Source organism: Enterococcus sp. S22(2020) (assembly GCF_020295385.1).
GTDB classification, from domain to species: domain Bacteria; phylum Bacillota; class Bacilli; order Lactobacillales; family Enterococcaceae; genus Enterococcus_L; species Enterococcus_L dunnyi.
Genome location: NZ_JACFUD010000001.1, coordinates 322,288 through 347,104, shown reverse-complemented (window position 1 = coordinate 347,104; position 24,817 = coordinate 322,288). Strand labels below are relative to the sequence as shown.

Genomic DNA, 24,817 nt, shown 5'->3' with positions numbered 1-24,817 from the left:
TTTTAGAGTATCTCTTAAAGAGTTATATCTCAGTTTACTTATCAAAAGATCTAGTTTAAGGATTAAAAGATAACATCATCAACTAAAACATAGACCTCATAATTTTAGTTTTTCCTGAAAAAACTATTCGTAATATCAATAAAATTTGAATTATTTTGAAAAAAACTAGTTAAATATAGTATAGTTTAACTAGTGGTTCAAAAATAATAATATAAAACCATTTTAGTTATTTAATTTAATATATATGTTTTCATATTTATTTTCTTATAACTTCTACTTACAAGAAAATGACGTTAATTCACAGTTTAAATTCATTTAACAAAGATAACTTTAATCTAAAAAACCATTGAAGTCAATGCAATATTTCATTTTTATCTTATCAATTTTTTTATATTTTTTTGAAAAATAAGAGAATAATGAAAGAGTTTGGTCGCTTATAAAATAAATTTCTGCTTTTGATCGCTAAAAAACATTGTTTTTATAGTGTTATATCAAAAAATAAGAATGAGCCGTCAAAATAATCGTCAAGAATTGTTGAAAGGGAATGATGATAAATGTCTAAAAAGGGAGAAAATATTTATAAAAGAAAAGACGGTCGCTGGGAAGGTCGTTACATTAAACAACGAACACCAACAAGAAAGATTATTTATGGATACGTTTACGGAAAGAAATACAGTGAGGTGAAAGAAAAGCTGATTTTTCTAAAAGCGAAACAGTTGATCACTCAGGAAACTATGATTTCTTCTCGTAAAACGTATGAAGAATGGATCATTTACTGGCTTGATCATACGGTAAGACGAACAGTGAAAGCCACAACATATTCAAATTATTTTCGATTGCTGAACAAACATATTTTGCCTATCTTGGGTAAATGTCATTTAGTGAAGATGTCTTCTGCACTCTTACAAGAATTTGTTGATGGATTAGTCGCAAAGAATCTAGCAAGTAGCACGATTCGTTTGATTTTTACGATTGTCAATAAATCCTTAAAAGAAGCAGTGAAAAACGAGTATATAGATAAAAATCCGTGTAATTCAGTTCATTTACCTAAACTGGCTGCGCCGATCATTCACTCATTAAGTAGTAAGGAGCAGAGAAAATTAGAAGAATTGGCATTCAATGAAACTGAATGTTCTCCGATTATTTTAGCTCTTTATTCTGGGATGAGGATAGGAGAAATCAGTGGGCTCAGATGGGAAGATATTGATTTTGATAAAGGATTGATCCGAGTTCATCGAACGATTTCAAGAATTATCGATGAACATAGCACGATCAATAAAACAGAATTGATCTCTGGAAGCCCAAAAACAGCGTATTCTAGCAGAGTGATCCCCTTGGCGACCAATTTGAAAGATTATTTACTAGAAAAAAAAGAAACCTCCCCGTCCAACTATGTGATCCATTGTCGAGGAAAATTAGCAGAGCCAAGAGTCATCAATTACCGTTTTAAGCGAATGATCCGTGAAACAGAATTCGCATCGATCCATTTTCATGTGTTGAGGCACACATTTGCAACTAGATGTTTGGAGCAAGGTGTGGATATCGTTAGCTTGAGTCGAATTTTAGGTCACCGATCGACAAAGCTTACGCTTGACACTTACGCTGATTCATTGTTAGAGCATCGGCAGGAAGTAATGAAAGCCGTTGACGCATTGTTGAAAAAACCTTCTTTATTTAAATGATATGAGAGGTTAGGACAGAAGGATTTACTTCTGTTCCCATCGTTTATTCGTTTTTAAAGAGACTGGAATATAACTCGTAGAGTTATGCCTCAGTCTCTTATTTTTTTGTTTTAAGAGCCGTCAAATCAATGGTCATTTGACGGCTTGAACTATAGATAAATCTGAGTTTCATAATGTTCTTTCCTATAAGTAGAAGTTATAAGAAAGAGTTTAGATATTATACTACATTTCTGAAAACAATAGGGAATGAAATGCTTTTATTTTAAATAACCAGAATCAGGAGGCACGCCATGTATAAAATAGGAATTGTATCGCAAAAAACTTACCCTGAAAAAATAATGTCTGAGTTTGAAAAAAATGGTTTCATGCTGACTTATTTAAGTAAAGAACAAATCTGCAGTGAAGGTTTGGATGGTATTTTTATCGAAGAAACACAAGAACATTCGATCAGTCTCATTTGTGAATTGGTGTTGTCGATTCGCAAAGAAAGTGATGTTTTCATTTGGGTTCTCTCCAAAAAATCAACGACTGTCGATCGGCAAGTCTATTTACAACTAGGTGTCGACAATGTATTTAATAGTAATTATTTTCCAGCAGAGCCTCTATTAGTCATACGAAATACGTTTACTAGGAAAAATAAACAAACTCCAGTAGAAGAAAGCACAAAAATGAATGATTCCGAAATAGAATCGATGAAATTAAACCCTCGAAATTTAAGTATTTCTGTCGTTACAGAAGAAAATCAGATCGAAGAAATTGCGTTGACGAAATTAGAATATCAAATTATGGAATTATTATATAGCAGCCCTGGGAAAGCCTTCTCCTATAAAGAAATCTATGAAGCTCTTTGGAAATCCCCCTATAGTGATCGACCTTATCGAGTAGCAAACGTGGTTTTTCACATCAGAGATAAATTGGAGAGCACATCTATTTATATCAAGACTGTACGATCAAAAGGCTACCGATTAGTTTTATAAGCAGTTGAAAGGAGGTGAAAAAATGAAAAGGAAAAAAAGTATCTATTTGTTTCTGAGTTTCATTACAATGATAGGCTTCTATTTTTATCATAGTACGCCATTGCTGAAAGCAGAAGAATCTACCAGTCAAAGTACTATAGAATCGACACCGCCCCTTTCAACGAACGAGTCATCTGAAGTTGAAGTTATCAAAAAAAATACCCCAACGCTAGATGTAGCTAGTAGGGATGCAAAAACCATACAACCGCAAATGACAAATCTTGAAACGTTTGAATTATCGGAAAACGGGACGGGGATCGTAGCTAAAAATATAGCAAAAACAATGACGGATATTCAAAGCTATAACGGTGATACTGAAGCAATCAAACAGATGATTCTCAGAGATACTGGAGCAAAAGCATATGGACTGTCTGGTGAATCTGTCGTTGACGTAACCGATAAGATCCAACTATCGGATCTAAAAGGACTTGATACAGTTGCAACAAATGATCTACAGGAGTTTCATTTGACATTGACCGTTCCTTCAAATGTGTCAGGAACAGGTAGCGATTTAACAAGTGAAGTCATCGTTTATGTCGGAAATGTAGCAAAAGTAAGTACATGGGATCAACTGGATGCTGCATTGATGAGTAACACGGTAACGATTGTCGATGTGCAAAATTCTATGACCAATACTGTAACGAATAGGACGGATCGAACTGTCTCGGATAGCCGACCAAACTATGTGTTATTAGGAAATGGCTACTCTCTTGATTTTATTGGCTACTCTTATAGGTGGGGAACGAATACATCGATCGTACACAAAGCAGTCGTCGATAATGTAGATATGTATGGCGGACACTATTATGGACCTGTGACGATGTGGGATAGAAATGCCTATGGCTCAAGTATCACATATCGAAATGTAAATTATACAGGTTCACAAGTGACGGCCTCTTTCCAAGCTCTTTTACGCTTTGAAGGGAAAAACGTCATTAAGTCTAAAGCAACAAGTTACACCTCTTATGATGGAGCGGTTCGCAATATGGCCAATACCAATCAATCTGGTTTAGAGTCACATACACTCTTATTTGCATCTAATACAGATACAACGATCGAAGTCGAAAATGGTGATGGTGTGATTTTAGGTAGCTGGTACTCTAACTATGATACGGTCGCAACAATCCAACCTTCGTTGACTTTAGAAGAAAATGCTACTGCAACGATTCGTACATTAGGGAACGCAGGAGAAACAAATTCTTGGCAAACTGACGGCGGTAATATTCCCTCTGTGATAAGTGTCCAAAGAAATGGAAAAATAGATGTCGGTAAAAACGCTACATTAAATGTTGAGACGGCAGATGGAACAACACGTGTACCCGTACGTTTAGGTTATCAATCAGCAACTTCTCAGTGGACGACGAGTATCGATCTGGAGGAAAGCAGTCATTTTAATGTGAACATCAACGGTCCGATTGCGACGACTAGTTCACGTGCAGGATTTATGCTTCAACAAAATTCCGCTATCAATGTCGGTGACAATGCAGAAATGATTATCAACGCAAATCAGATGACAGCAGGGGCTCCAGTTATTTCCATGGGACAAAACGCCAAATTTGATGTCGCAGAAAAAGGGCAGCTGACTTTGAATAAAAACGGGGGAGTTGGACGTCTTCTTGATCTTTCTAACGGCTCTAAATTTAAAGTAAGCGATCAAGGTGTAACAAAATTCACGTCTACAAATGAAGGGACATCGACAAGCTCAATGATCTATGGAGGTAGTGGTTCTTCTTTTATTATTGGTGATAAAGGAACCTTTGAATCTGTTATTAAAGATGGGACCGGTGTTCGGAATATGCTGGATTTTGGCAGCAATACCATCTTCCAATTCTCGAATGCTCAAAAAATAGACTTGGATTCACGCGGAAATACAAATGCGAATTTGATCAATATGACGAATCCAGGGACGTTTACAGCTGATATTCAGGAAGTTTCTTCTTGGAGTAAGCAGGATGCAGCACAAGTAACACCAACATTCCACTGGACACCGATGTATGGAATGACCATCAAGTATAACGGTATTACTACAACAAGTGTTTCAGGAAATAGTATTACAAATGCGATCCAAACAAATTTCATAAATAACTATCGAACAGAAAACTTTTCAAGAATTGTCTATGACTATATTCCAGATGTTATCGTTGGGGTAGATGAAATCAGTGATAATAAAGCACTAGGAAGTGGTCAAAAAATTTCTGGGACAGTCAATAATGGTGCAGCAATGCTGTTTTATCTAGTAACAGATGAAAACGATCCAAGTAAAGATGTATTGTTAACGACTCCTGATGTAGCTTCTCCAGTTGAAGGTGATGCACGAAAATTCAATACGATCGCAGATGATAAAGGAAAATTTACTTTCGAACTACCTGAGAATGTTACGTTGAAAGCAGGGCAAAAGATAAAGGCTTATGCATGGTTGAATGGGAAGGACAGCTACACGAATCAGACAGTTTTAGATAAAACGCCGCCAAAAGGAGAGTCCGTAAATTATCATGTTGCTTTAAACGAAGTTACACCGACTGCAGATAAATTTGTAGGTAATCCAACCGATTCTAATCCAACTCCACAAAATTTCACGTATGCTTTTAATGCAGAAACACCCCAGTCATTGGTTGACAGCTTTATGGGTCAACTTGGTGAGCATACTGTAAAAGTTGACTTATCGGATGAAGCTGGGAATATGACGACTGTTGTATCTACTCTCACTGTGAACAAAGCGGCGCAAGAAATTTACGGCTCTGATATTGAAGCCTCGTATGTTGATATTCGTAATTTATCCGAAGATCAATTGAAAGATTACATTCTCACGCACAGCCAACCAGTTGCATATAAGTTAGTTGAGGGTGAAAAAACTGATCTTAGTTCATTTATAAAAGTGACGGATTTTGGTGGGTTGAATGATATTGCAGCGATTCAACCTAAAGCATATCCCGTGACACTAACAGTCAAAGCTAGTGATTCAGGATTGCCAACAGATATCTCTACGACGATCAATGTCACAGTTGTTGATGTAGATGCTGTGTTGAATGTCGAGTTTGTGAATGAAGTAGACCAAGTACTTTCAGGTTATACATTGACACTTGATACACAAGTCGGAGATACGGTCGATCTAACCCAAAATGCTGAAGTTCAAGCTCAATTAGAAAACGTATTAGCAGCGGGTTATGACATCGCTCAACGTCCAGAAAATGAGGCTGCAGTAAAAATTGATAATACAACGGTTACTGTAAGATACAAACTGCAAGGGGTATTAAGTTTAACTTCAGTGCCGCATGCGTTGGAGTTTGGAACATTGACGTATGATGCTACAACCAAAAGAGTAGAAGATCCTGCTTTTGATGAGCAATTAGTTGTGACTGATACTCGTGCAGAAGCAGCGAATGGTTGGCGTATGACTGCTTCTTTGTCCTCGCCGATGCAAAATGCCAAAGGGCAAGAACTGACGAATGCTTTACGCTATGTGAATCAGGGAAAAGAAACGATTTTAAATCAAGATGCACAAGTCATTTATACCAATACGCAAGGAACTATGGGAAGCTATACTGTCAGCAACGGCTGGGGAACTGCCGCTAATACGGATGGAATCAAGCTTCAAATCAATTCCTCTGATACGGTATATACAGGAGATTACGTTGGCGTCATTACATGGAAAGTGATGGCAGGACAACCATAAAAGGAGAGAGAAAAATGAAACAAATGCGATTTATCTTGTTCTGTTGCTCTCTGATTCTATGGATAGGGGTCATTTCTACAGAAACCGTTGTTCAGGCGAATGAAGGAAATGGCGGTCAAGTCATTACAGATGGAAAAATTTCATTCTATGAAGGAACGACTGACACCAGCAGTTCTACCAGCACAGAACCCAGTTCAGCGACGCCAAGCAAACCTATTGGAAAACCGCTTCCTAATACGGGAGAACAGATCAAGCACTATAGTCTAATCGGAGGCGGCTTGCTTCTTTTCGTTCTAATCTTTCTCTTTTTTACTAAAAGGAGAAAGGGGGAGCAGAAATGAGATTCACACACACTTCTTTTCTAGTTAGTATGACGGGTCTTGTCCTTTTGTTTAGCATCAACAGTCTATCTGCGCAGGCAGCTCCCGATTCTATGGAGCAATCTGGATCAGTGTCAGTAAAAGGAAGCTCAACGACAAGCCCTGTCGATCCTGAAAATCCAGGTACAATAGTTGATCCTGGGAAAAGTCCATCTACAACAGGCCCACTTCGGATCGATTATGTATCAGCACTTGACTTTGGTGAAAGTAAGATCACGAAAGGTGCTCGTCGTTACAATGCACGGGCACAACAATTTTTTGGTGATACAGGACCAAGAGGAAGTTATATACAGATCACAGATCAGCAGGCGGATTCCTCAGGCTGGACATTACAGGTCAAACAAGAAAAACAATTTACGAATCCGATCATTCAAAATGCTGAGGAACAAGAGTTGAAAGGTGCTGTCTTGTCCTTGGATAAAGGCTGGGCAAATTCTAGTAGTACTAGTGAAGCACCCACAGTAACACGCGAAACGATTGCCTTGAATTCGATTGGTTCGGCATATGAAGTAGCGACTGCGCGAAAAAATAGTGGTAAAGGAATTTGGACGATCGCATTCGGCGCTTCAGAGACCAATACGAATAATCAACCTCAGACACTAACACCAGTCGTTGATGCTTCGCATAAGCCAATTATAGATCAAACCTATAACAAGCCAGTGTATAGCAATTCAGCGATTACCCTGACCGTACCGGAAACGACAGTGATCCATCCGGTCGAATACCAAACGGAGATAACTTGGATATTAGCCAAGTTGCCTTAATAAACTACACACACTTTTAGGAGGAACAACAATATGAAAGCAAGAAGTCTTTGTGCAACAACATTAGCAGCAATTTTAGGAGTATCTTTATTAGGAAATGCTGCACCTGCATTTGCAGCTCCAACAGAATTAAATTCAACTGGTACAGTTAAGGTCGAAGAAGGGACTGCTGGTGGTGGAGACCAAGGAACAGTCGATCCAGAAAACCCTAACGAAATATTACCAGATCCTGATCCAGAATCACCTGGAGAAAATACGAACTCTGATAAAGGTCCATTAGTTGTTGAAAAAACAACAGATCTAGATTTTGGTACGATCAAAACTTCTGCAGATGCAGTTACAAGTTTTGCTAAACCAATGAGCTTTGAAGCAGGAGCAAAAACTCGTGGCGCATATGTTCAATGGGCGGATGTTCGTTCAGGCGGTACGTATGGATACACTGTGACAGCACAATTATCAAGTCAATTCAAAGATACTACAGGAACAAATGTATTAACAGGTTCTACAATCGATTTTAGTAATGGAATGGTTTCTGCACAGGGAAGCAATACAAATACTGTACCTTCAAATGCACAAACAGCATTCCAATTAACAGAAGCAGCTGATGATGCTAAAACGATCGTAACTGCCAGTAAAGATTTAAAAGAAGGTAAAGGTCGTTATATCATGGAATTTGGACAAAGTAAAGATTCTACAGTAGGGACTCCGGATACGGATACTAGCTCTGTTAAATTAACTGTACCAGCAGCGACAGCTTCAAATATGGCGGCAACTGATTATACAGCAACAGTAACATGGAAAATCGTTGCAGCACAATAAGCATAATAAACTGATTCTAACAGTTTTTACAGACCAACAAGTCAACCTTGTTGGCCTGTATACATAGAAAATCATTTCAGAATAAGCGAGGTTGGTTATGAAAACACATAAGTCTTTTACGCTGCAGTATATTAGTCTAGTTTTTAGTATAATTGTGGGATTTTTATTTTTAGGTCAAGCAGTATCGGTATCTGCTGATGAGGAGAATTCAGCAGGTGCAACGGGATTTACCTATAGTATTAATTTTCCAGATAATCAAATAGATAAGGAGTTAGGTTACTACAAGCTGAAAATGACGCCCGGGCAGCAACAGCAATTAAGTATTATGTTAAGCAATCCCAGTGCTGAAAAGGTTACGATCGATGTCCAAGTGAATGGAGCAAAAACAAATCAAAACGGTGTGATCGAATATGGTGAATCAGCAATCAAAAATGATCCATCCTTGAAATTCAATTTTATTGACCTTGTAGAAGGTCCAAAATCTGTTGAATTAGCGCCAGGAGAAACTAAAAGTTTAGATTTGACGATTAAAATGCCGGAGACAGAGTATGATGGAGTCGTTGCAGGCGGCATTCAATTGATGCGTGCCGGACAAGATGCAACGACTAATAGTGGAGGATCTAAAATCATCAATCAATACGCATATGTCATTGGTGTACTTTTACAAGAAAATGATACTGTAATACATCCCGATTTATCTTTGAATAGTGTGAAAGCAGGTCAAAACAATTACCGAAATGCAATTTTTATCAACTATTCCAATATCAAGGCTGCCTATTTAAATGATATGACCGCAGAAGTACAAATTACTGAAAAAGGAAAAGAAACGGTCTTATATGAGCGAAAACAAACGGCTATGCGGATGGCGCCAAATTCATTTATTGATTTTCCTGTTAGCATGAATGGCGAGCGAATGATCCCTGGAGACTATGAAGCTGATATTCTGATTACTTCTGGTGATAAAAAATGGGCTTGGAAGCAAGCATTCAAAATCACTGATGAAGATGCAAATAAATTCAATGAGCGAGATGTTGGTTTAGTTCAGGAAAAGAGTTTGGATTGGAAATTAATTTTATTGCTTGTTGCAGCGTTTCTTGTAGGAATTTTCCTTCTTTTCTTAATTGTTCATTTCTTTAGAAAAAGCAAAAATAAAAAGAATGCTACTAATAAAAAGACACGAAAACAAAAGAAACAACCCTCAGAAAAGATAAGCAATAAACAGAAAAAAACAAACAATTAATGCAGTATAGGAGCTGAAGAGAGTGTCTACTATAGATTGGGTTTTCGTTATAGGTATAGCAATGACAATCGTTGTGCTCCTAGGATCAGGCTATTTTTTGGTAAGAATCATACGAATAAAACAGCAAATCAAACGGCTGCCAGTCAGGCGATTAAAAAATAAAAAGAAGCAACGAGCAGCAAGCAAAAAACGTCAAATGCTCATAAAAAAGAAAAAAAGCAGTCTTAAATTTTTTCTGATGCTATTATTTTTAACAGGTTTATTTGCCGGTGCATCAAGCTATCTTTCTTATTACCAAGCCATGAACCTGACAACGAATGATTCAGATTCAGTAGTGAAAGGGTACTATCTTTTACGTGATTTTGAACAACAATTAGCACTTGCTAAAGAAAAAGGTGACAACGAAGAAAAATTACAAAAAAATATCCGCTATTTAGCAACAGCTATGGCTAGCTACGGAACAAAAACGGCTAGTACGATCAATTCCCAAGAAGGCCAGTTGACATTGAATCGCTATTATAATGCGATCAAGCAAGTTGGGATGAATGCAAGTACGCAAACCAAAAATTTTTACGGGAACGACCAAATAGTTGATAGCTTCTTAGAAGATATAGAGAAAGTAAAAACATACGAGAAAGCAGCATTCACCTATTATAAAGTCGATGAAACAGCCTTTTCAGAAGAAAAATAGGCGGAGTGGAAAAGTCATGAAGAAAAAATCATTGTCTAGCCCCTCAACTATCAAGAAAATAAGCGGAAACTCTGCTAAACAAAAGAGACAGCGTCGCATCCATTCGTCTAAAAAGCACAGAAATAAACGTCAGATACAGAAAAAACGCCTCCTACCTACATCAAACAAAAAGAAACAAGCTCATCGTAAGCGTAAAAGAGTTATTAAAGAGTTATTTTTAGCTTTTTTTAGTGGGAGTATTCTTATAGTGTTAGTCAGCTTTTGTTTTGTGAGGATCGTTACCGTGAGCGGGTTTGGGATGGTTCCTACACTACGTGAAGGAGATAAGGTAGTAACGAAAAAGACGAGTGATCTAGAAAGATTTGATTTAGCTGTCTTTACTTTAGGAAATGAAAAGATACAAGTTCGACGTATAATCGGCATGCCGGGAGAGACGATCGACTATACGTCAGACACTTTATATATCAATGAACAACCAGTCGATGAAAAATTTTTGATCGATGAGGTCAATGAAAGCCAAAAAAATGGTCGTAATTACACAGAAAACTTTGCACGAAAAACAGTTGTGATCCCTGAACAATATTATTTTGTAATGGGGGATAACCGACCATATGCGACAGACAGTCGCCATTATGGATTTGTAGCTAAGAAGAATATCATCGGAAAAGTAATAGTTCAGCTTTTTCCGGTCAATGAATTTAAAATATTTTGAGAAATAGTCTATGACCATTCAAAGCTTGAGTTGATCAATGAGTTGTTATGAAATAGAATAAACCGCAAAAAAGGAACTAGGATTTTAGTATCTCCTGTTCTTTTTTTTGCGGTTTGTTAGATGGGAATGATATAAGTAAAAATCAATTACAATTTAGTTGTATTAAAGATTTATGCCTCCGTAGTTGTTTAAATTTCTGATAACGAGTGTTTAAAGTGATAATAAAAACCATTAGCAGATAATAAAAATAGAAAAGGCAAAAATTGAATCAAATATCTAGAGCGACCGCCTTCAAATAAGAGCAAATAGAAAATCATTCCAATAAAAGTCAATTTAAGTATCTCAATCAAAACATTTTCTCTTTTCATTCTTATCGTCAGTATCATTCCTATTAAAGTGAGTAGATAGACGATGTGCATTAAAAATCGAATATTAGCAGACTGAAGTGACTGAGGATAGTATAAATTTTGTAAAAAAGCTTGTAATTTATTTTTAGGTGACGATGCCGGTTTTAAATCTGCTCCATCTACTCCCCAATCAAAATCGCCATTAGCAGTATTATTGATATTTTTTTGAGATAGAAATTTTATATAGCCTATCGCACCTTTATTTTTAATTCGTTCTTTGATCATTTCCTTAGTGTATTCTTTTTTTTCTTTAGCTGTTGGGATACTGTAGATCATCTGAGTATCTGCATCACTATAGCCTCCAGAGCCAGTTAGTCCCATCATCACAAAAAAGGTCCACGGTTTTGCAAGTGATGTATCAAAAGAGATGATCGATTGGTGTTGAGTAAAGAATCTAAAAGATTGTTGTGTGAGTATCAAACTGGTCACAAGTATCACAGTTGTGAGAATCAGTGAAGTCTTTTTTTTACGTGATTCTTTGGATAATAGCGTCCTCGGTAAAACGACCAGTACATATGCAATAAAGAATACTACAGAAGATGGTTTCATAAAAAAACAGCACATTATCAGCATCCCGATACCCCATATCAGTATCATTTTTTTCCATAAGGCTAAAGAATCATTATTTCTTAAAATACTAAAGAAGAAAATTGTAAAGCTGATAAAAGGTAACACCATGGTATCTGTGTAAGGTGTTAAGATCCATGGTGAAAGTGCCAATGAAAAAGAGAAAAGACAAAAGGTAATAAAAGCAATCGATCGATTGAATAACTTTTTAGCAGATAAATAAAGGATAATGATGCTTAGATCTATGAATATGCAGTTGACTATCTGCCAAGATAACCAGGAATTACTTAACGAACCTGAAAAATCAATGTTGTTAATGATCGTGTTTATTCCGTACATCATAAAAAAGAAAAATTGATTGTTGGGATTAACAGATAAAGCAAAACTAAAATGGCCTTTGTCTGGTGAGGTAACCTCATTAAAATTATCAAGTACATCCCAGCCGATAGGAGCAGTAATATTGATTAATAAAGCTATCTGGATCAAGATAAATAGACAAAACATCAAGCTAACGATAAGGCGTTCGTGAGTTAAAATTATTCGTAATTTTGTAACTATTATCTTTTTTATTTTCGTCCTTTTATCTGAAAGAAACACATATGTAGTAAGAAAAAACAAAATAATTACAAAGCTATAAAGTAAGTTTGAAATATTTTGGAAGTTTAGTAAAGATGATCTAATGGCTCCAAAAAATGTATAACATAAAAGAACTGCAAATAAAAAATTTTCAAATTGATTGATTTTTTTTAGAATTGACACACAAATCTCCCCCTTTATTTTCATGTATTCTTTTATAAAGATAAGTCAAAAAGTCTAATTATCTTTTCCAAGATTTTTCACTGTTTATCATGGTACAGAGCATCTTTTATGAACACTTTTTTTATTATATCAATAATAAGTTTACCAGTAAATGACGATTTATTTATGTAATTATGTGTGCACATAGAAATAAGGGAAAATTTTTAATACTAGTAGTGCACTTAATTTACTAATTCCATCTTGAAAAAAGAACGTATGTTTGGTATCCTTTAAATTATAGGAGGGGTAAGTATGAGTACAACATTTAATGTGACCAAGTGGGATGAACAGACAATTGATGCTGAAAAGACAGATTTTCCGCTCAATCAAGTACACGCTCAGTATCAGCTTGAAGGAGATTTGCAAGGAATCGCATGGGTTGAATATCTATTATACTATATTGAAAGCAATCAAGAAGATGGCCATCTTGCTACAGCTAGAATTACTGGATTTCTTCATTTTGAAGGACAGTATAAAGGAAAAACAGGAACCTTTACAGCTGCGGAAAAAGGCTTATTCGATAAAGGAGCACTTGATTCACCTGGAATGATCATCAAAGGTACAGGAGAATTACAGGGATTGTCTGGTTCTTATCAGTACGATTTTATTGGTGAAACAAGCAAACTGATCTTGGATTTTAAGATACATGAATAGTTTATCAAGATTATTCTACATCATGCACTACCTGACTCTCCATAATAAAGTGAAAGCGACTTATCTGGCGGAACAGTTGGAAGTTTCGACGCGGACGATCTATCGAGATGTTGATGTATTGTCTGCTCAAGGCTTTCCGATATACGCTAAAAGTGGCCGTGATGGAGGGATCCATTTGTTGGATACACATCATTTGCCGGCAACCTTTGTTGATGATGAAGAACAGGACCAGATCATAGTAGGGTTACAGAACTTATCGGCGGCGAATCTGAGTAGTGTCGAACCATTAGTCAATAAACTTTCCTCCTTATTCAATAAAGAAATAGAACCTTGGATCGATATCGATTTTTCAACTTGGGGACAAGAAGACGAAGCTCATGCGATCGAATTGATCACAGAAGCCAAAATAAAAGGAAAATGTGTTTCTTTTTATTATAAGAATGGCAAAGGTGAAGGAATTTCTCGAGAAGTTATGCCAAACAAACTGATCTTTAAGCAAAATGCTTGGTATCTTGCAGGATATTGTTGTGTTCGAAAAACGACGCGCTTATTTAAATTGAAACGGATCGCTGATTTGGTCATGACAGATAATGAAATCGATATATTGCTTTTAGACAAAAACTATCAGCCCCGATTTGAAACGACTGATGTGGTATTCCGAGTACAAAATGAGCTCTTTTATAGAATCAAAGAAGAGCTGTCTGAAGTTGAAATAGAGCCTTATGAAAAGTATACGACGGTAAGAACACAGCAACCGAAAGGCAGTTGGCTAACGTCTTATTTACTTTCTTTTGGTAGTGCGATCGAAGTGATAGAGCCGGACGAAGTCAAAGCTCAAATCAAAGAGGAAATTCAAAAACTCCAGCAAATTTATTCGTAAATACTCTTGAATTGGCGATTATTGATTGAGATAATAGCATAGAGTAGAGAAAGAGGGATAACATGAAACAACTGTGGTTTGAGCGATTGCTTCGTTGGAATAGAAAAGTGCAGAAATTATTAACTGGAAGATATGCACGAATCGATTCACTTAATCGCACATTGTTGTTGCTTAGCTTGATTTTGCTGATAGTAAATTTATTTTTATCAACGTCAGTTGTATTTTTTGCAGCATTTGGGTTATGGTTATGGTCGAATTATCGCTTTTTTTCAAAACGGATATACCCAAGAGCAAATGAAAATACTCGTTTTGTAGCGAGCCGACAACGGGTGCTAACGTTTTTTTCGACGATCAAGATAAGATTCGTCAATCGGCATACCTATCGTTACTTTAAATGTCCAGCTTGTAAACAGCAGTTACGTGCGCCGAAAAAAAGAGGCAAGATCAAAGTAACTTGTTCGAAATGTAAAGAGCAGTTTTTTAAAGTGGTTTAAAAAATGAATACAGTAGAAGTAGTAGATTGAAAATTGACTAGGAAGAGTTGATTTTCAATTTTTTTATTGAAAAGCGAACAATCAGTTCATTTTAGTAGGATTTGTTCCGCTTTTTTGTTAACAAGTGAACGTGCTATGTTATAATGGAAAAAATGATTGAGGAGGAAAATATATGCGGGCAGTACTGACAGTTATAGGAAAAGATAAAGTAGGGATCATCGCTGGTGTAAGCCAGACATTAGCTGAAATGAACATTAATATCCTTGATGTTTCTCAAACGATCATGGATAGCTATTTTACGATGATGATGGTACTTGAACTTTCCAAAGAACAAGCTAATTTTGAAGACATTCGTGTAACATTGAATGAATTAGGTGAACGATTAGGGGTCACGATCAGTATCCAAAACGAAGAAATATTCAACGTGATGCACAAATTATAATAATCACATACTGGCTTGAGCTTTATTTTTTACATCATCTAACTTTATAAGCTAGTTCGTGTTACTTTTAAAATTAGGAGGAATCATTTTGGAAACAAACCAAATTTTAGAAACGATTCGCATGATCGAAGAAGAAAATTTAGACATCAGAACGATCACGATGGGGATTTCATTACTTGATTGTATTGATAGTGATAGTGATCGTGCCTGTCAAAAAATATATGAAAAAATCACTCGCTTAGCGAAAAATCTTGTTAAAGTTGGAGCGGAAATTGAATCAGAGTACGGGATTCCGATCATCAACAAACGGATTTCAGTAACTCCGATTGGGATCATTGCCGCAGCTAGTCCAGATAAAGATTATGTGAAATATGCGAAAGCATTAGACAGAGCAGCTCAAGCGGTTGGGGTCAACTTTATTGGCGGATTTAGCGCCTTAGTTGAAAAGGGGTATCAGCATGGTGATGATATCCTAATTAATTCGATTCCACAAGCATTGGCTGAAACAGAATTTGTGTGTTCTTCTGTGAATATCGGTTCAACCCGTGCCGGTATCAATATGGATGCTGTTCGTCATATGGGCTATGTGATCAAAGAAACTGCAGAAAGATCCGATATGGGCTGCGCCAAATTAGTCGTATTCGCAAATGCTGTTGAAGACAATCCATTTATGGCTGGTGCCTTCCATGGCGTAGGGGAAGCTGATTGTGTCATCAATGTGGGTGTCAGTGGACCAGGAGTTGTCAAACGGGCACTGGAAAAGGTCAAGGGAGAGCCTTTTGACGTTGTAGCTGAGGTCGTAAAACAAACAGCCTTTAAAATCACACGAATGGGTCAGCTAGTTGGAAAAATCGCTTCCGAACGACTGAACGTTCCGTTTGGGATCGTTGATTTATCTTTAGCGCCTACACCAGCTGTCGGAGATAGTGTTGCCTATATTTTAGAAGAGATGGGCTTGGAAAGTGTTGGGACTCATGGGACAACTGCTGCATTGGCTCTATTGAACGATGCGGTGAAAAAAGGTGGAGTAATGGCATGTAATCACGTTGGTGGACTTTCCGGCGCATTTATTCCAGTCTCTGAAGATGCTGGCATGATCGATGCGGTGAATAATGGCGCTTTGAATTTGGAAAAATTAGAGGCAATGACTGCCATTTGTTCGGTAGGATTAGATATGATCGCAATTCCTGGAGAAACTTCTGCTGAAACAATTGCCGCTATGATTGCCGATGAAGCAGCGATCGGTGTGATCAATCATAAAACAACAGCTGTCAGAATCATTCCAGCCAAAGGGACACAAGTCGGAGATATGGTAGAATTTGGCGGATTATTAGGCAGAGCACCTGTGATGAAAGTCAATGACTACGCTTCTACCGATTTTATTTTACGAGGTGGACGTATTCCAGCACCGATCCATTCTTTTAAAAATTAATGGAATAAGGGTTTGAGCTATTTTTAAGAAAAAGAAATATGTTATAATGATTTTAAGCAGAGCAATTATTTTTTTAGTAAAATAGTGACTGTCAAACCGAAGATAAAGGAGAGTACAAAAACGTGGAAATAAAACGTCAGCAAGAAGTCGTAGAAGCTTTTCATTACGATATGCGTACACAAGATATGGGTGAGGTAGAAACAGATCTGAGAGTTGGTTTTTCACCAATCGAATCAACAGATGAAAATTATCCTAAAGAAAATTCAATTATCGCGGCTCGTTTAGAGTTTCGCTTAGTATTTGAAGAATATGTGTTGTCAGGATCTGTGAGTCAAATCAACCATATCATCAATCACAAAATTGAAAAACAAGAAGACATCAGCCAAGAAGAAGTGGATGAATTAGTAAGTCCTCTATTCAGCATTGTTCAACGTATGGCCTATGAAGTGACTGAAATTGCACTGGATAAGCCAGGAATTCAATTGAACTTTCAATCATCACAAGAAGGATAAAATAGAAAAAAGAGTTTGCGATAGCCTGAAACTATCACAAACTCTTTTTTACTATCATCAGTGAAACAAAAAAGTATCTTTTCTTATTTAAAATCAGGTAAAATAGACGTATCACTAAAAATAAGCTTTTTAATTTTTAGGGCGGATCATTGAAGAATGATTCCCGGGAACCTTTACTTCCTTTGATGGACTGTCATTTATTTTGCGGTGGTTAGCTTTAAAGGCTGCTTTCGCTTTAAAAATTGGGAGGGAAAAAAATGACAACACTCATCACTGTTTTAGTGGTCCTGGCTTTTGTCGCTGTGTTATACGTCTTTTATCGTATGCAGAAAAAACACCTTAAGTTTTCAACACGTGTCTTTGCTGCATTAGGCGTGGGTATTGTTTTAGGCGCAATTATTCAATTCGCATTTGGTACTCAAGATAAAGTTACAACACAAGCAATGGACTGGATCGGTATTGTAGGTAATGGATATGTAGCATTTTTACAAATGCTCGTAATCCCCTTAGTCTTTGTTTCGATCGTCGGAGCATTTACGAAAATGAAAGAATCCAAACAATTAGGAAAAATCAGCTTTAATGTGCTGGCAACATTGTTAGGTACGACTGCCGTCGCTGCATTGGTCGGAATCGGAACTACATTATTGTTTGGACTTCAAGGTGCGAAATTTACTGAAGGAGCGGCAGAAACGGCACGGATCGCAGAACTTGCGACTCGACAGGAAACCGTTGAAAACCTATCGATTCCTCAACAAATTTTAGCTTTTATTCCTAGAAATGTTTTTGCAGATTTTGCTGGCACTCGTCCAACAAGTACGATTGGCGTAGTTATTTTTGCGGCTTTCGTTGGTGTAGCCTATCTTGGTGTAAAGCGTAAAGCGCCAAAAGAAGGAGAATTTTTCGCCAATCTGATCGATAGTCTTTATAAAATTACGATGCGTATCGTGACACTTGTGTTGCGTTTGACACCGTATGGCGTGTTGGCGTTGATGACAAATGTGGTAGCGACAAGTGATTTTGAAGCAATATTGAACTTGGGTAAATTTGTTTTAGCTTCATATACTGCGTTGATTATTGTGATGCTGATTCACTTAGCGATTTTGATTGCGGTAAAAGTAAATCCTGTAAATTATTTGAAAAAATCATTTCCAGTGTTGAGCTTTGCTTTCACATCAAGATCAAGTGCGGGAGCATTACCTTTAAATATTGAAACACAAACAAAGGCATTGGGCGTCGATGATGCGACCGCTAACTTTGCTGCAAGCTTTGGCTTGTCGATTGGTCAAAACGGCTGTGCAGGGGTTTATCCTGCAATGTTGGCAACGATCGTTGCACCAACTGTTGGGATTAATGTCTTTAGTTTAGAATTTATTTTGATGTTAGTTGCAATTGTTACAATCAGTTCATTTGGTGTTGCCGGTGTCGGTGGTGGAGCGACTTTTGCTTCCTTGATCGTACTAGGCGCTATGAACTTACCAGTTGCGATTGTTGGATTAGTGATTTCTGTAGAACCGTTGATCGATATGGCGAGAACGGCTGTTAACGTGAGTGACAGCATGGTCGCAGGAATCGTGACGAGTTCTAGAATCAATGAACTAGATCGTGATGTCCTAAATGACAGCAATTTAGTCATTGAAGAAAATGCATAATTTGTGATCCACTTCTCTTCCCCAAGAGAGTTAAAATGAAAAGGAGATACGGCTATTTATTAGCTGCATCTCCTTTTTTAAAGCAAAATTATTTTCATAAACCTTGGTATAAGATATAGTAAAAAGTATATAATAGAAATGGAATAATTGCTATCTAGAAAAGGAGCTCAATAATGTTTACTAATCAAATTAAAATCATGTTGTATGTAACAAATGTCGAGGAATCAAGCCGATTTTGGCAAAAAATCGGTTTTGTAGAGAAGGAAAGAGATGCAGTTGATGGAACTTTGGTTGTGGAAGTGTCACCAGGTGAAGATGCAGATACTAGTATAGTCTTGTATGATTTGGAATTTATTCAAAAACATTCGCCAGAAGTTGCAGGCAACACGCCATCATTGATGTTTTTCTCTGATGATATTGTGAATTTGTATAAAAAAATGAAAGATGCAGGTGTTCGAGTAGGCGAGATGGTTCAATTGCCGACAGGACTTGTGTTTAATTTTGCGGATAATGACGAAAATTATTTTGCCGTTTCTGGACAATAATGGTAAGTATAGAAGCTTTGAAATATGCTTGAAGAAGCTATGTTTCAAAGCTTTTATATTGTACATTAATACACAAGCAAATATCTCGATTTTTCGCTTTCTTTTTTTATATACTTAATAGGTATGAAGATAAATTAAGGACTGTCTTGTAAACAGTTTGTACAAAAAGGGGAAAGATAAGAATGGACTATCGTGTATTACTTTACTATAAATATACACCACTAGAAAATCCAGAACAATTTGCGAAAGAACATCTAGCATTTTGTAATTCACTAAATTTAAAAGGAAGAATCTTAGTTGCATCAGAAGGAATCAACGGTACACTTTCTGGAACGATCGCTGACACAGATGCTTATATGGAAGCAATGCTTGCGGATGAAAGATTCAAAGATACTTACTTCAAAATCGATGAAGCACAAGAGATGGCATTTCATAAAATGTTTGTTCGTCCAAGGAAAGAGCTTGTTTCTTTAAATTTAGAAGAGGATGTGAACCCGTTAGAATTAACAGGTAAATATTTAGAGCCTAAGGAATTTAAAGAAGCCTTGCTTGATGAAAATACTGTTGTGATCGATGCTAGGAATGACTATGAATATGATCTGGGACATTTTAGAGGCGCAGTTCGCCCTGATATCCGTAATTTCAGAGAGCTACCTCAATGGATCAGAGAAAATAAAGAGCAATTTATGGATAAAAAAATCGTAACCTATTGCACTGGCGGAATCCGCTGTGAGAAGTTTTCTGGCTGGATGCTAAAAGAAGGATTTGAAGATGTTTCACAACTTCATGGCGGGATTGCTGTATATGGAAAAGATCCTGAAGTACAAGGTGAATTATGGGATGGAAAAATGTACGTTTTCGATGAACGTATCAGTGTGGAAATCAATCATGTCGATAAAAAAATCATCGGTAAAGACTGGTTTGATGGAACACCTTGCGAACGTTATATCAACTGTGCTAACCCGTTCTGTAATAAACAAATTTTAGCTTCAGAAGAAAATGAAGCTAAATATCTTGGCAGCTGTTCAGATGAATGCCGTCATCATCCAGCTAATCGCTATGTAGCGAAGAATCATTTGACAGAACAAGAAGTAACAGCACGTTTGGAAGCAATTGCTAATTAGAAATTGAAAAAAAACAACAAAATGACGATCATTTTGTTGTTTTTTTATAGAGTAAAATAAAAGACGACAATAAATCCAAGTAGAAAAATCAGATTGATCAGACTAAACGTTAGTAAAAATCGCTTTCCTTGATTTGGATAATATTGCTTATAAATTTTAAACCCAATCAGATTAGCTAAAGAGGCGATGATTGTTCCTAAGCCGCCAATATTGACTCCAAAGAACAGGGCTTGGGTTTGAGTAGTGAATGGAGCGAGAAGAATGGCAGCCGGAACATTACTGATAACCTGACTAGCTGCGATACTGCCAAAAAACGTAGCTGAGCTTGTTGTGAACTGTTTTTTGATCAATAGAGAAATAGTTTCCAATTGAGAAAAATTACCGACAGCAATGAAGAAAAAGATAAACGTAGCCAACAACCGATAATCAACTTGCTTTAAACTGCTGAAATCATACATCGAAAGAAGCAAAACAGCAATAGGAATGACGATATAATAAGGAAACAGGTCGAAGACGCCAACCAAAATCACTAATCCGATCAAGCTTAAATAACTGGTTTTGCGTTGATCGATCGAGGGCAGCGGCTCTTTTTGATTTGGAATAGGGGTCTTTTTGATCCAAAAAAAGGACAGAAATAAGAAGCTGAACGATACAAGCAGCAAGAGGGAAGCCCAACTGAAGAATGTACCAACAGTCAATGAGTAATAGGAAAATAAAAACAAATTTTGCGGGTTGCCGAAAGGGAAGAAACTACTGCCTAAATTGGCTGCGATGATTAGTAGAACAGCACCAGTCATTTTATGGCTCATATCCGAAACTTTTTTCGTGATCGTCAAGTAGATCGGCATCAGACTTAAAATAGCGACATCATTTGTCAATAACATAGAGCTAAAAAAAGCCAGGAGTGTGATATTTCTAATGAGAGCACGAGTAGTAGTCGATATATCGATCAGTTTTTCAGCGAGATAGGTCAAAACACCTAGCTTTTCAATATTAGCGACAAGCAGCATTAGACCAAACAGGCAAACGATGACTTTAAAGTCGATCGACTCAATTGAAAATGTACCGAAAAAGCAGCTAATAAGTGCTATTAGAAAAGAGATAGAAAATAGTAGATCATGCATAAAAAAAGAGAAAATGCGTTTCATGGACGGCAGCCTTCTTTCAAAAATAACTTCTTTTTTAATTTACGTTAGAATAGTAGATTTATCAAGAAAAGAATATCTAAACTAAAAAAGACATGATTTGAATCATTCAAATCATGTCTTTTCAGTTAGTCTTAAATATTTAGAACTTTATCCAAGAAATCTTTCGTCCGTTCATTTTGAGGATTCTCAAAGATCTGCTGCGGGCTCCCGTCTTCTAGGAAATTTCCGCCATCGATAAACATCACACGATTTGCTACTTCTTTAGCGAAGCCCATTTCATGAGTAACGATCACCATCGTCATTCCTTGTTTTGCAAGTTTTTTCATAACGTTTAATACATCGCCGACCATTTCCGGATCAAGGGCTGAGGTTGGTTCATCGAATAGCATGATATCCGGGTTCATCGCTAAGGCTCTAGCGATTGCAACACGTTGTTTTTGACCACCTGATAATGATTCTGGATAGCTATCTTTTTTATCAGCAAGACCCACAGTTTCTAAAAGCTGGATGGCTTTTTCTTCCGCCTCTTGTTTAGAAAGACGACCTAGATCAGTAGGAGCTAATGTGATATTTTCCATGATCGATAAATGTGGAAATAAATTGAAGTGTTGAAACACCATACCAATATGCTGACGTATTTTATTGATGTTGGTATTTTTATCTGTTAAGTTTGCTCCGTCAATAATAATATCGCCGCTTGTTGCTTCTTCCAGTTGATTCAAACAACGAAGGAAAGTACTTTTACCAGAACCGGAAGGACCGATCACGCAAACAACATCGCCTTCTTGGATAGAAACATTAATATCATTTAAAACAGTGTTATCACCATATTTTTTTACTAAATGCTCGACTAGAATTTTTTCAGCCATATTATTTCACCTTCTTTTCCAAGACTTTTGCTAGTTTTGTCAACGCTGTGATCAAGACTAGATACATCATCGCAATTACAAAATAAACAAGTGTACTTTGTAAGTTTCTGGCAACGATGATTTTTCCTGTTTGTAATAATTCGATCAACCCGATCGCTGAAAGGATCGTTGTATCTTTCAATGAAATAACGAATTGGTTGACGAATGATGGGATCATGATTCTGATTGCTTGCGGCAAAATGATCTTTTGCATTGTCCGGTTATATGAAAGTCCTAAACTGCGCGAAGCTTCCATTTGTCCTGTAGGAACCGCATTGATCCCGCCGCGTACGATTTCAGAGATATAGGCACTGGCGTTTAGCGTTAAGGTAATGATCCCAGCAAGGAATACTGGAATATTGAATCCTAGAATTCCAGGTAAGCCAAAATAAATGAAGAAAGCAAGTACCATCAACGGAATTCCACGGATGATGTCGACATAAACAGTGGCTATCACGCGTAACGCTTTAGAAGGAGAGGCGCTGAATAATCCGAAGATCACACCAACGATCAATGCAAGAATGAATGAAATCAAGGTTAATTGAATCGTCATCCATAATCCACTTAATAGGCGTTTCCAGTTATTTTGGATCATACCGACAAAGGTTGATTCATCTACTTTGTTTTCCGTAGAAGCATCTTTGATATATTTGCCAACGATTTTATCGTATTCACCTGTTCGTTTTAATTCGGCAAGCCCTTCGTTGAACATTTGGATCAATTCAGGATTTTTGCCTTTTTTAACGGCAAAACCGTATTTTCCACCTTCTTCACGAGGAATCGGTGTTACTAAAGGCTGTTTTTGAGCAACGCCATAACCGATAACAGGATAATCATCCATCATTGCTTCGATTTCACCGATTTCAAGGGCACTGTATAAGGCATCAGTTGTATCTAAATATTTGATGGAGTAACCATATTTGCTTTTATTTGCTTCAAGAAAATCGGCACTTTCTGTCCCAATTTTTGCACCGACTTTTTTCCCTTTTAAATCTTCATAAGAAGTAATTTTGTCGTTGCCTTTTTTGACAGCGATTTGGATCCCGCTATTGAAATAAGGAGTCGAAAAGTCGAATGATTTTTCACGTTCGTCAGTGATCGTCATTCCAGCGATCATCCCATCTGCCTGTCCAGATTCAACCGCCTGAACAGCTGAACTAAAACCAATAAACTTAAATTCAATATTGAATCCTTGGAGTTCAGCGATTCGTGTGACTAGATCAACGTCGATTCCTTCATACTCACCATCAGAATTTTGGAATTCAAAAGGTGCGAATGTTGAATCACTGGCAATGACATACGTATCTTTTTTTGGTTGGATCTTTTTCATTTGTGTATCTGCTTGTTCCTCGGATTCATTTCCAGTAGAAATGTAATTGGCAATGATTTCATCATATTTACCTGAGTCTTTCAAATCTTTCAAACCAGCATTGAATTTTTCAAGTAATTCTTTATTTTGTCCTTTTTTTACCGCAAACCCGTAAGAACTTCCTGTTTCTTTTTTACCGACTAACTGTAATTTCTGCCCATTCGTGATTGCATAGCCTAACACAGGGTAGTCATCAAAAATTGCGTCTGCTTCACCATTTTCGAGTGCTTGGTAAAGTCCAGTAGCATCGTCAAAGTTTTTGATTGTATAGCCATATTTATCTTGATTTTTTTCAAGGAAAGTAGCACTTTCTGTTCCCACTTTAGCAGCAACGGTTTTTCCTTTTAAATCATCATAAGCTTTGATCTTATCATTGCCTTTTTTGACTGCCATTTGCAATCCGCTATCAAAATAAGGTTCTGAGAAATCAAAAGATTTCTTTCGCTCGTCTGTGATACTCATACCGGCGATCATTCCATCAACTTGTTTTGATTGAACTGCCTGAATAGCACTATCAAAGCCAAGCGGTTTTAGATTGACCTTAAAGCCTTGATCATCTGCAATGGCTTTAAGCAGATCGACATCGATACCGATGTATTCTCCTTTGGAATCTTGAAATTCAAAAGGCGCAAAAGTTAAATCTGTTCCTATATTATATGTTTTTTCCTCAGCCTGAGCCGACTGTCCAAGTGTAAATGTCAGTAGACTTGCCATCATTAGCATAAATGAAAGCAAAAAATGTTTCTTTTTCATAAAATACCTCCTATATTTACATATTGAATAATTATATAGTAAAAAATGGGTAAAACACAAGTCATTAAACAAGTTAAACGTAAAAAAATGTCGTTTTCTAACATTTGATGTTATATAATATTACATTATAAAGTGAAAAATATTGAAGCTAAAAACTG

The 24,817-nt window shown here is 36.8% G+C and carries 22 protein-coding genes; 18 read left to right on the top strand and 4 right to left on the bottom strand.

Annotation, left to right across the window (positions count from 1 at the left end; translation table 11 throughout):
* Positions 1–554: 554 nt before the first annotated feature.
* From H3T55_RS01580 to lepB, 9 genes are all read left to right on the top strand, one after another.
* A complete protein-coding gene (locus tag H3T55_RS01580) occupies positions 555–1,682 on the top strand; it encodes a tyrosine-type recombinase/integrase (protein ID WP_225532988.1) in 1,128 nt (375 codons plus the stop codon).
* Between the two features lie 290 nt (positions 1,683–1,972).
* Entirely contained in the window at positions 1,973–2,659 is a 687-nt protein-coding gene (locus H3T55_RS01575; protein ID WP_225532989.1) for a DNA-binding response regulator, read from the top strand.
* 22 nt (positions 2,660–2,681) lie between these two features.
* On the top strand, positions 2,682–6,371 hold the full coding sequence (locus tag H3T55_RS01570) for a WxL domain-containing protein (RefSeq protein WP_225532990.1): 3,690 nt from the start codon (positions 2,682–2,684) through the stop codon (positions 6,369–6,371).
* A gap of 14 nt (positions 6,372–6,385) precedes the next feature.
* On the top strand, positions 6,386–6,712 hold the full coding sequence (locus tag H3T55_RS01565) for an LPXTG cell wall anchor domain-containing protein (protein WP_225532991.1): 327 nt from the start codon (positions 6,386–6,388) through the stop codon (positions 6,710–6,712).
* A complete protein-coding gene (locus H3T55_RS01560; protein ID WP_225532992.1) occupies positions 6,709–7,515 on the top strand; it encodes a WxL domain-containing protein in 807 nt (268 codons plus the stop codon). Before H3T55_RS01565 ends, H3T55_RS01560 begins: the two co-directional genes overlap by 4 nt.
* A gap of 33 nt (positions 7,516–7,548) precedes the next feature.
* Positions 7,549–8,334 (top strand): WxL domain-containing protein, encoded by a 786-nt coding sequence (locus H3T55_RS01555; protein ID WP_087639551.1) that lies wholly within the window; start codon positions 7,549–7,551, stop codon positions 8,332–8,334.
* A gap of 154 nt (positions 8,335–8,488) precedes the next feature.
* Positions 8,489–9,574 (top strand): DUF916 and DUF3324 domain-containing protein, encoded by a 1,086-nt coding sequence (locus H3T55_RS01550; protein ID WP_225550073.1) that lies wholly within the window; start codon positions 8,489–8,491, stop codon positions 9,572–9,574.
* Positions 9,575–9,596: 22 nt separating this feature from the next.
* The gene (locus tag H3T55_RS01545) at positions 9,597–10,265 is read left to right on the top strand and encodes a hypothetical protein (protein WP_225532994.1); all 669 of its coding nucleotides are present in this window, start codon (positions 9,597–9,599) and stop codon (positions 10,263–10,265) included.
* Positions 10,237–10,977, top strand: a complete 741-nt coding sequence (gene lepB, locus H3T55_RS01540; RefSeq protein ID WP_318654256.1) for a signal peptidase I — start codon at positions 10,237–10,239, stop codon at positions 10,975–10,977. The genes H3T55_RS01545 and lepB overlap by 29 nt, the downstream gene beginning before the upstream one ends.
* Before the next feature lie 188 nt (positions 10,978–11,165).
* Here lepB and H3T55_RS01535 read toward each other — a convergent pair whose 3' ends face one another.
* A complete protein-coding gene (locus tag H3T55_RS01535) occupies positions 11,166–12,710 on the bottom strand; it encodes a glycosyltransferase family 39 protein (protein ID WP_225532996.1) in 1,545 nt (514 codons plus the stop codon).
* Positions 12,711–13,001: 291 nt separating this feature from the next.
* On the opposite strand from H3T55_RS01535, the gene H3T55_RS01530 reads away from it, so the two are divergent.
* The 9 genes from H3T55_RS01530 to H3T55_RS01490 all read left to right on the top strand — a co-directional run bounded on the left by H3T55_RS01530 (position 13,002) and on the right by H3T55_RS01490 (position 20,481).
* Complete coding sequence (locus tag H3T55_RS01530; RefSeq protein ID WP_087639556.1) at positions 13,002–13,403, top strand: DUF3224 domain-containing protein; 402 nt, start codon at positions 13,002–13,004, stop codon at positions 13,401–13,403.
* Positions 13,396–14,283: a helix-turn-helix transcriptional regulator gene (locus H3T55_RS01525; RefSeq protein WP_225532997.1), complete on the top strand. Its 888-nt coding sequence runs from the start codon at positions 13,396–13,398 to the stop codon at positions 14,281–14,283. Before H3T55_RS01530 ends, H3T55_RS01525 begins: the two co-directional genes overlap by 8 nt.
* 62 nt (positions 14,284–14,345) lie before the next feature.
* Positions 14,346–14,777 carry a hypothetical protein gene (locus tag H3T55_RS01520; protein WP_225532998.1) on the top strand — a complete coding sequence of 144 codons (432 nt, stop codon included), beginning with the start codon at positions 14,346–14,348 and terminating at the stop codon, positions 14,775–14,777.
* Positions 14,778–14,949: 172 nt separating this feature from the next.
* Positions 14,950–15,219: an ACT domain-containing protein gene (locus H3T55_RS01515; RefSeq protein WP_225532999.1), complete on the top strand. Its 270-nt coding sequence runs from the start codon at positions 14,950–14,952 to the stop codon at positions 15,217–15,219.
* Positions 15,220–15,307: 88 nt separating this feature from the next.
* Positions 15,308–16,651 (top strand): PFL family protein, encoded by a 1,344-nt coding sequence (locus tag H3T55_RS01510; protein WP_225533000.1) that lies wholly within the window; start codon positions 15,308–15,310, stop codon positions 16,649–16,651.
* A 122-nt stretch (positions 16,652–16,773) separates the two neighbouring features.
* Positions 16,774–17,163: a DUF1149 family protein gene (locus tag H3T55_RS01505; protein ID WP_087639561.1), complete on the top strand. Its 390-nt coding sequence runs from the start codon at positions 16,774–16,776 to the stop codon at positions 17,161–17,163.
* Positions 17,164–17,420: 257 nt separating this feature from the next.
* Positions 17,421–18,812 carry an L-cystine transporter gene (locus H3T55_RS01500; RefSeq protein ID WP_087639562.1) on the top strand — a complete coding sequence of 464 codons (1,392 nt, stop codon included), beginning with the start codon at positions 17,421–17,423 and terminating at the stop codon, positions 18,810–18,812.
* Positions 18,813–18,985: 173 nt separating this feature from the next.
* Entirely contained in the window at positions 18,986–19,357 is a 372-nt protein-coding gene (locus H3T55_RS01495; RefSeq protein ID WP_087639565.1) for a VOC family protein, read from the top strand.
* A 182-nt stretch (positions 19,358–19,539) separates the two neighbouring features.
* A complete protein-coding gene (locus H3T55_RS01490) occupies positions 19,540–20,481 on the top strand; it encodes a rhodanese-related sulfurtransferase (RefSeq protein WP_225533001.1) in 942 nt (313 codons plus the stop codon).
* A 44-nt stretch (positions 20,482–20,525) separates the two neighbouring features.
* Here the strand turns inward: H3T55_RS01490 and H3T55_RS01485 are convergent, their stop codons facing one another.
* The 3 genes from H3T55_RS01485 to H3T55_RS01475 form a co-directional block, all read right to left on the bottom strand.
* Complete coding sequence (locus H3T55_RS01485) at positions 20,526–21,629, bottom strand: SLC13 family permease (RefSeq protein WP_225533002.1); 1,104 nt, start codon at positions 21,627–21,629, stop codon at positions 20,526–20,528.
* Positions 21,630–21,760: 131 nt separating this feature from the next.
* On the bottom strand, positions 21,761–22,498 hold the full coding sequence (locus H3T55_RS01480; protein WP_087639568.1) for an amino acid ABC transporter ATP-binding protein: 738 nt from the start codon (positions 22,496–22,498) through the stop codon (positions 21,761–21,763).
* 1 nt (position 22,499) lies between these two features.
* Positions 22,500–24,659, bottom strand: coding sequence for an amino acid ABC transporter substrate-binding protein/permease (locus tag H3T55_RS01475; RefSeq protein ID WP_225533003.1), 2,160 nt, complete (start codon positions 24,657–24,659; stop codon positions 22,500–22,502).
* Between the last annotated feature and the right edge of the window lie 158 nt (positions 24,660–24,817).

What these genes read in the sequence shown, in the direction of transcription:
- H3T55_RS01575 (WP_225532989.1), top strand. Translation starts at nt 1,973, where the DNA reads ATGTATAAAATAGGAATTGTATCGCAAAAAACTTACCCTGAAAAAATA.
- H3T55_RS01490 (WP_225533001.1), top strand. Translation starts at nt 19,540, where the DNA reads ATGGACTATCGTGTATTACTTTACTATAAATATACACCACTAGAAAAT.
- H3T55_RS01530 (WP_087639556.1), top strand. Translation starts at nt 13,002, where the DNA reads ATGAGTACAACATTTAATGTGACCAAGTGGGATGAACAGACAATTGAT.
- H3T55_RS01555 (WP_087639551.1), top strand. Translation starts at nt 7,549, where the DNA reads ATGAAAGCAAGAAGTCTTTGTGCAACAACATTAGCAGCAATTTTAGGA.
- H3T55_RS01525 (WP_225532997.1), top strand. Translation starts at nt 13,396, where the DNA reads ATGAATAGTTTATCAAGATTATTCTACATCATGCACTACCTGACTCTC.
- H3T55_RS01560 (WP_225532992.1), top strand. Translation starts at nt 6,709, where the DNA reads ATGAGATTCACACACACTTCTTTTCTAGTTAGTATGACGGGTCTTGTC.
- H3T55_RS01565 (WP_225532991.1), top strand. Translation starts at nt 6,386, where the DNA reads ATGAAACAAATGCGATTTATCTTGTTCTGTTGCTCTCTGATTCTATGG.
- H3T55_RS01580 (WP_225532988.1), top strand. Translation starts at nt 555, where the DNA reads ATGTCTAAAAAGGGAGAAAATATTTATAAAAGAAAAGACGGTCGCTGG.
- H3T55_RS01495 (WP_087639565.1), top strand. Translation starts at nt 18,986, where the DNA reads ATGTTTACTAATCAAATTAAAATCATGTTGTATGTAACAAATGTCGAG.
- lepB (WP_318654256.1), top strand. Translation starts at nt 10,237, where the DNA reads ATGAAACAGCCTTTTCAGAAGAAAAATAGGCGGAGTGGAAAAGTCATG.
- H3T55_RS01475 (WP_225533003.1), bottom strand. Translation starts at nt 24,659, where the DNA reads ATGAAAAAGAAACATTTTTTGCTTTCATTTATGCTAATGATGGCAAGT.
- H3T55_RS01515 (WP_225532999.1), top strand. Translation starts at nt 14,950, where the DNA reads ATGCGGGCAGTACTGACAGTTATAGGAAAAGATAAAGTAGGGATCATC.
- H3T55_RS01485 (WP_225533002.1), bottom strand. Translation starts at nt 21,629, where the DNA reads ATGAAACGCATTTTCTCTTTTTTTATGCATGATCTACTATTTTCTATC.
- H3T55_RS01570 (WP_225532990.1), top strand. Translation starts at nt 2,682, where the DNA reads ATGAAAAGGAAAAAAAGTATCTATTTGTTTCTGAGTTTCATTACAATG.
- H3T55_RS01500 (WP_087639562.1), top strand. Translation starts at nt 17,421, where the DNA reads ATGACAACACTCATCACTGTTTTAGTGGTCCTGGCTTTTGTCGCTGTG.
- H3T55_RS01520 (WP_225532998.1), top strand. Translation starts at nt 14,346, where the DNA reads ATGAAACAACTGTGGTTTGAGCGATTGCTTCGTTGGAATAGAAAAGTG.
- H3T55_RS01480 (WP_087639568.1), bottom strand. Translation starts at nt 22,498, where the DNA reads ATGGCTGAAAAAATTCTAGTCGAGCATTTAGTAAAAAAATATGGTGAT.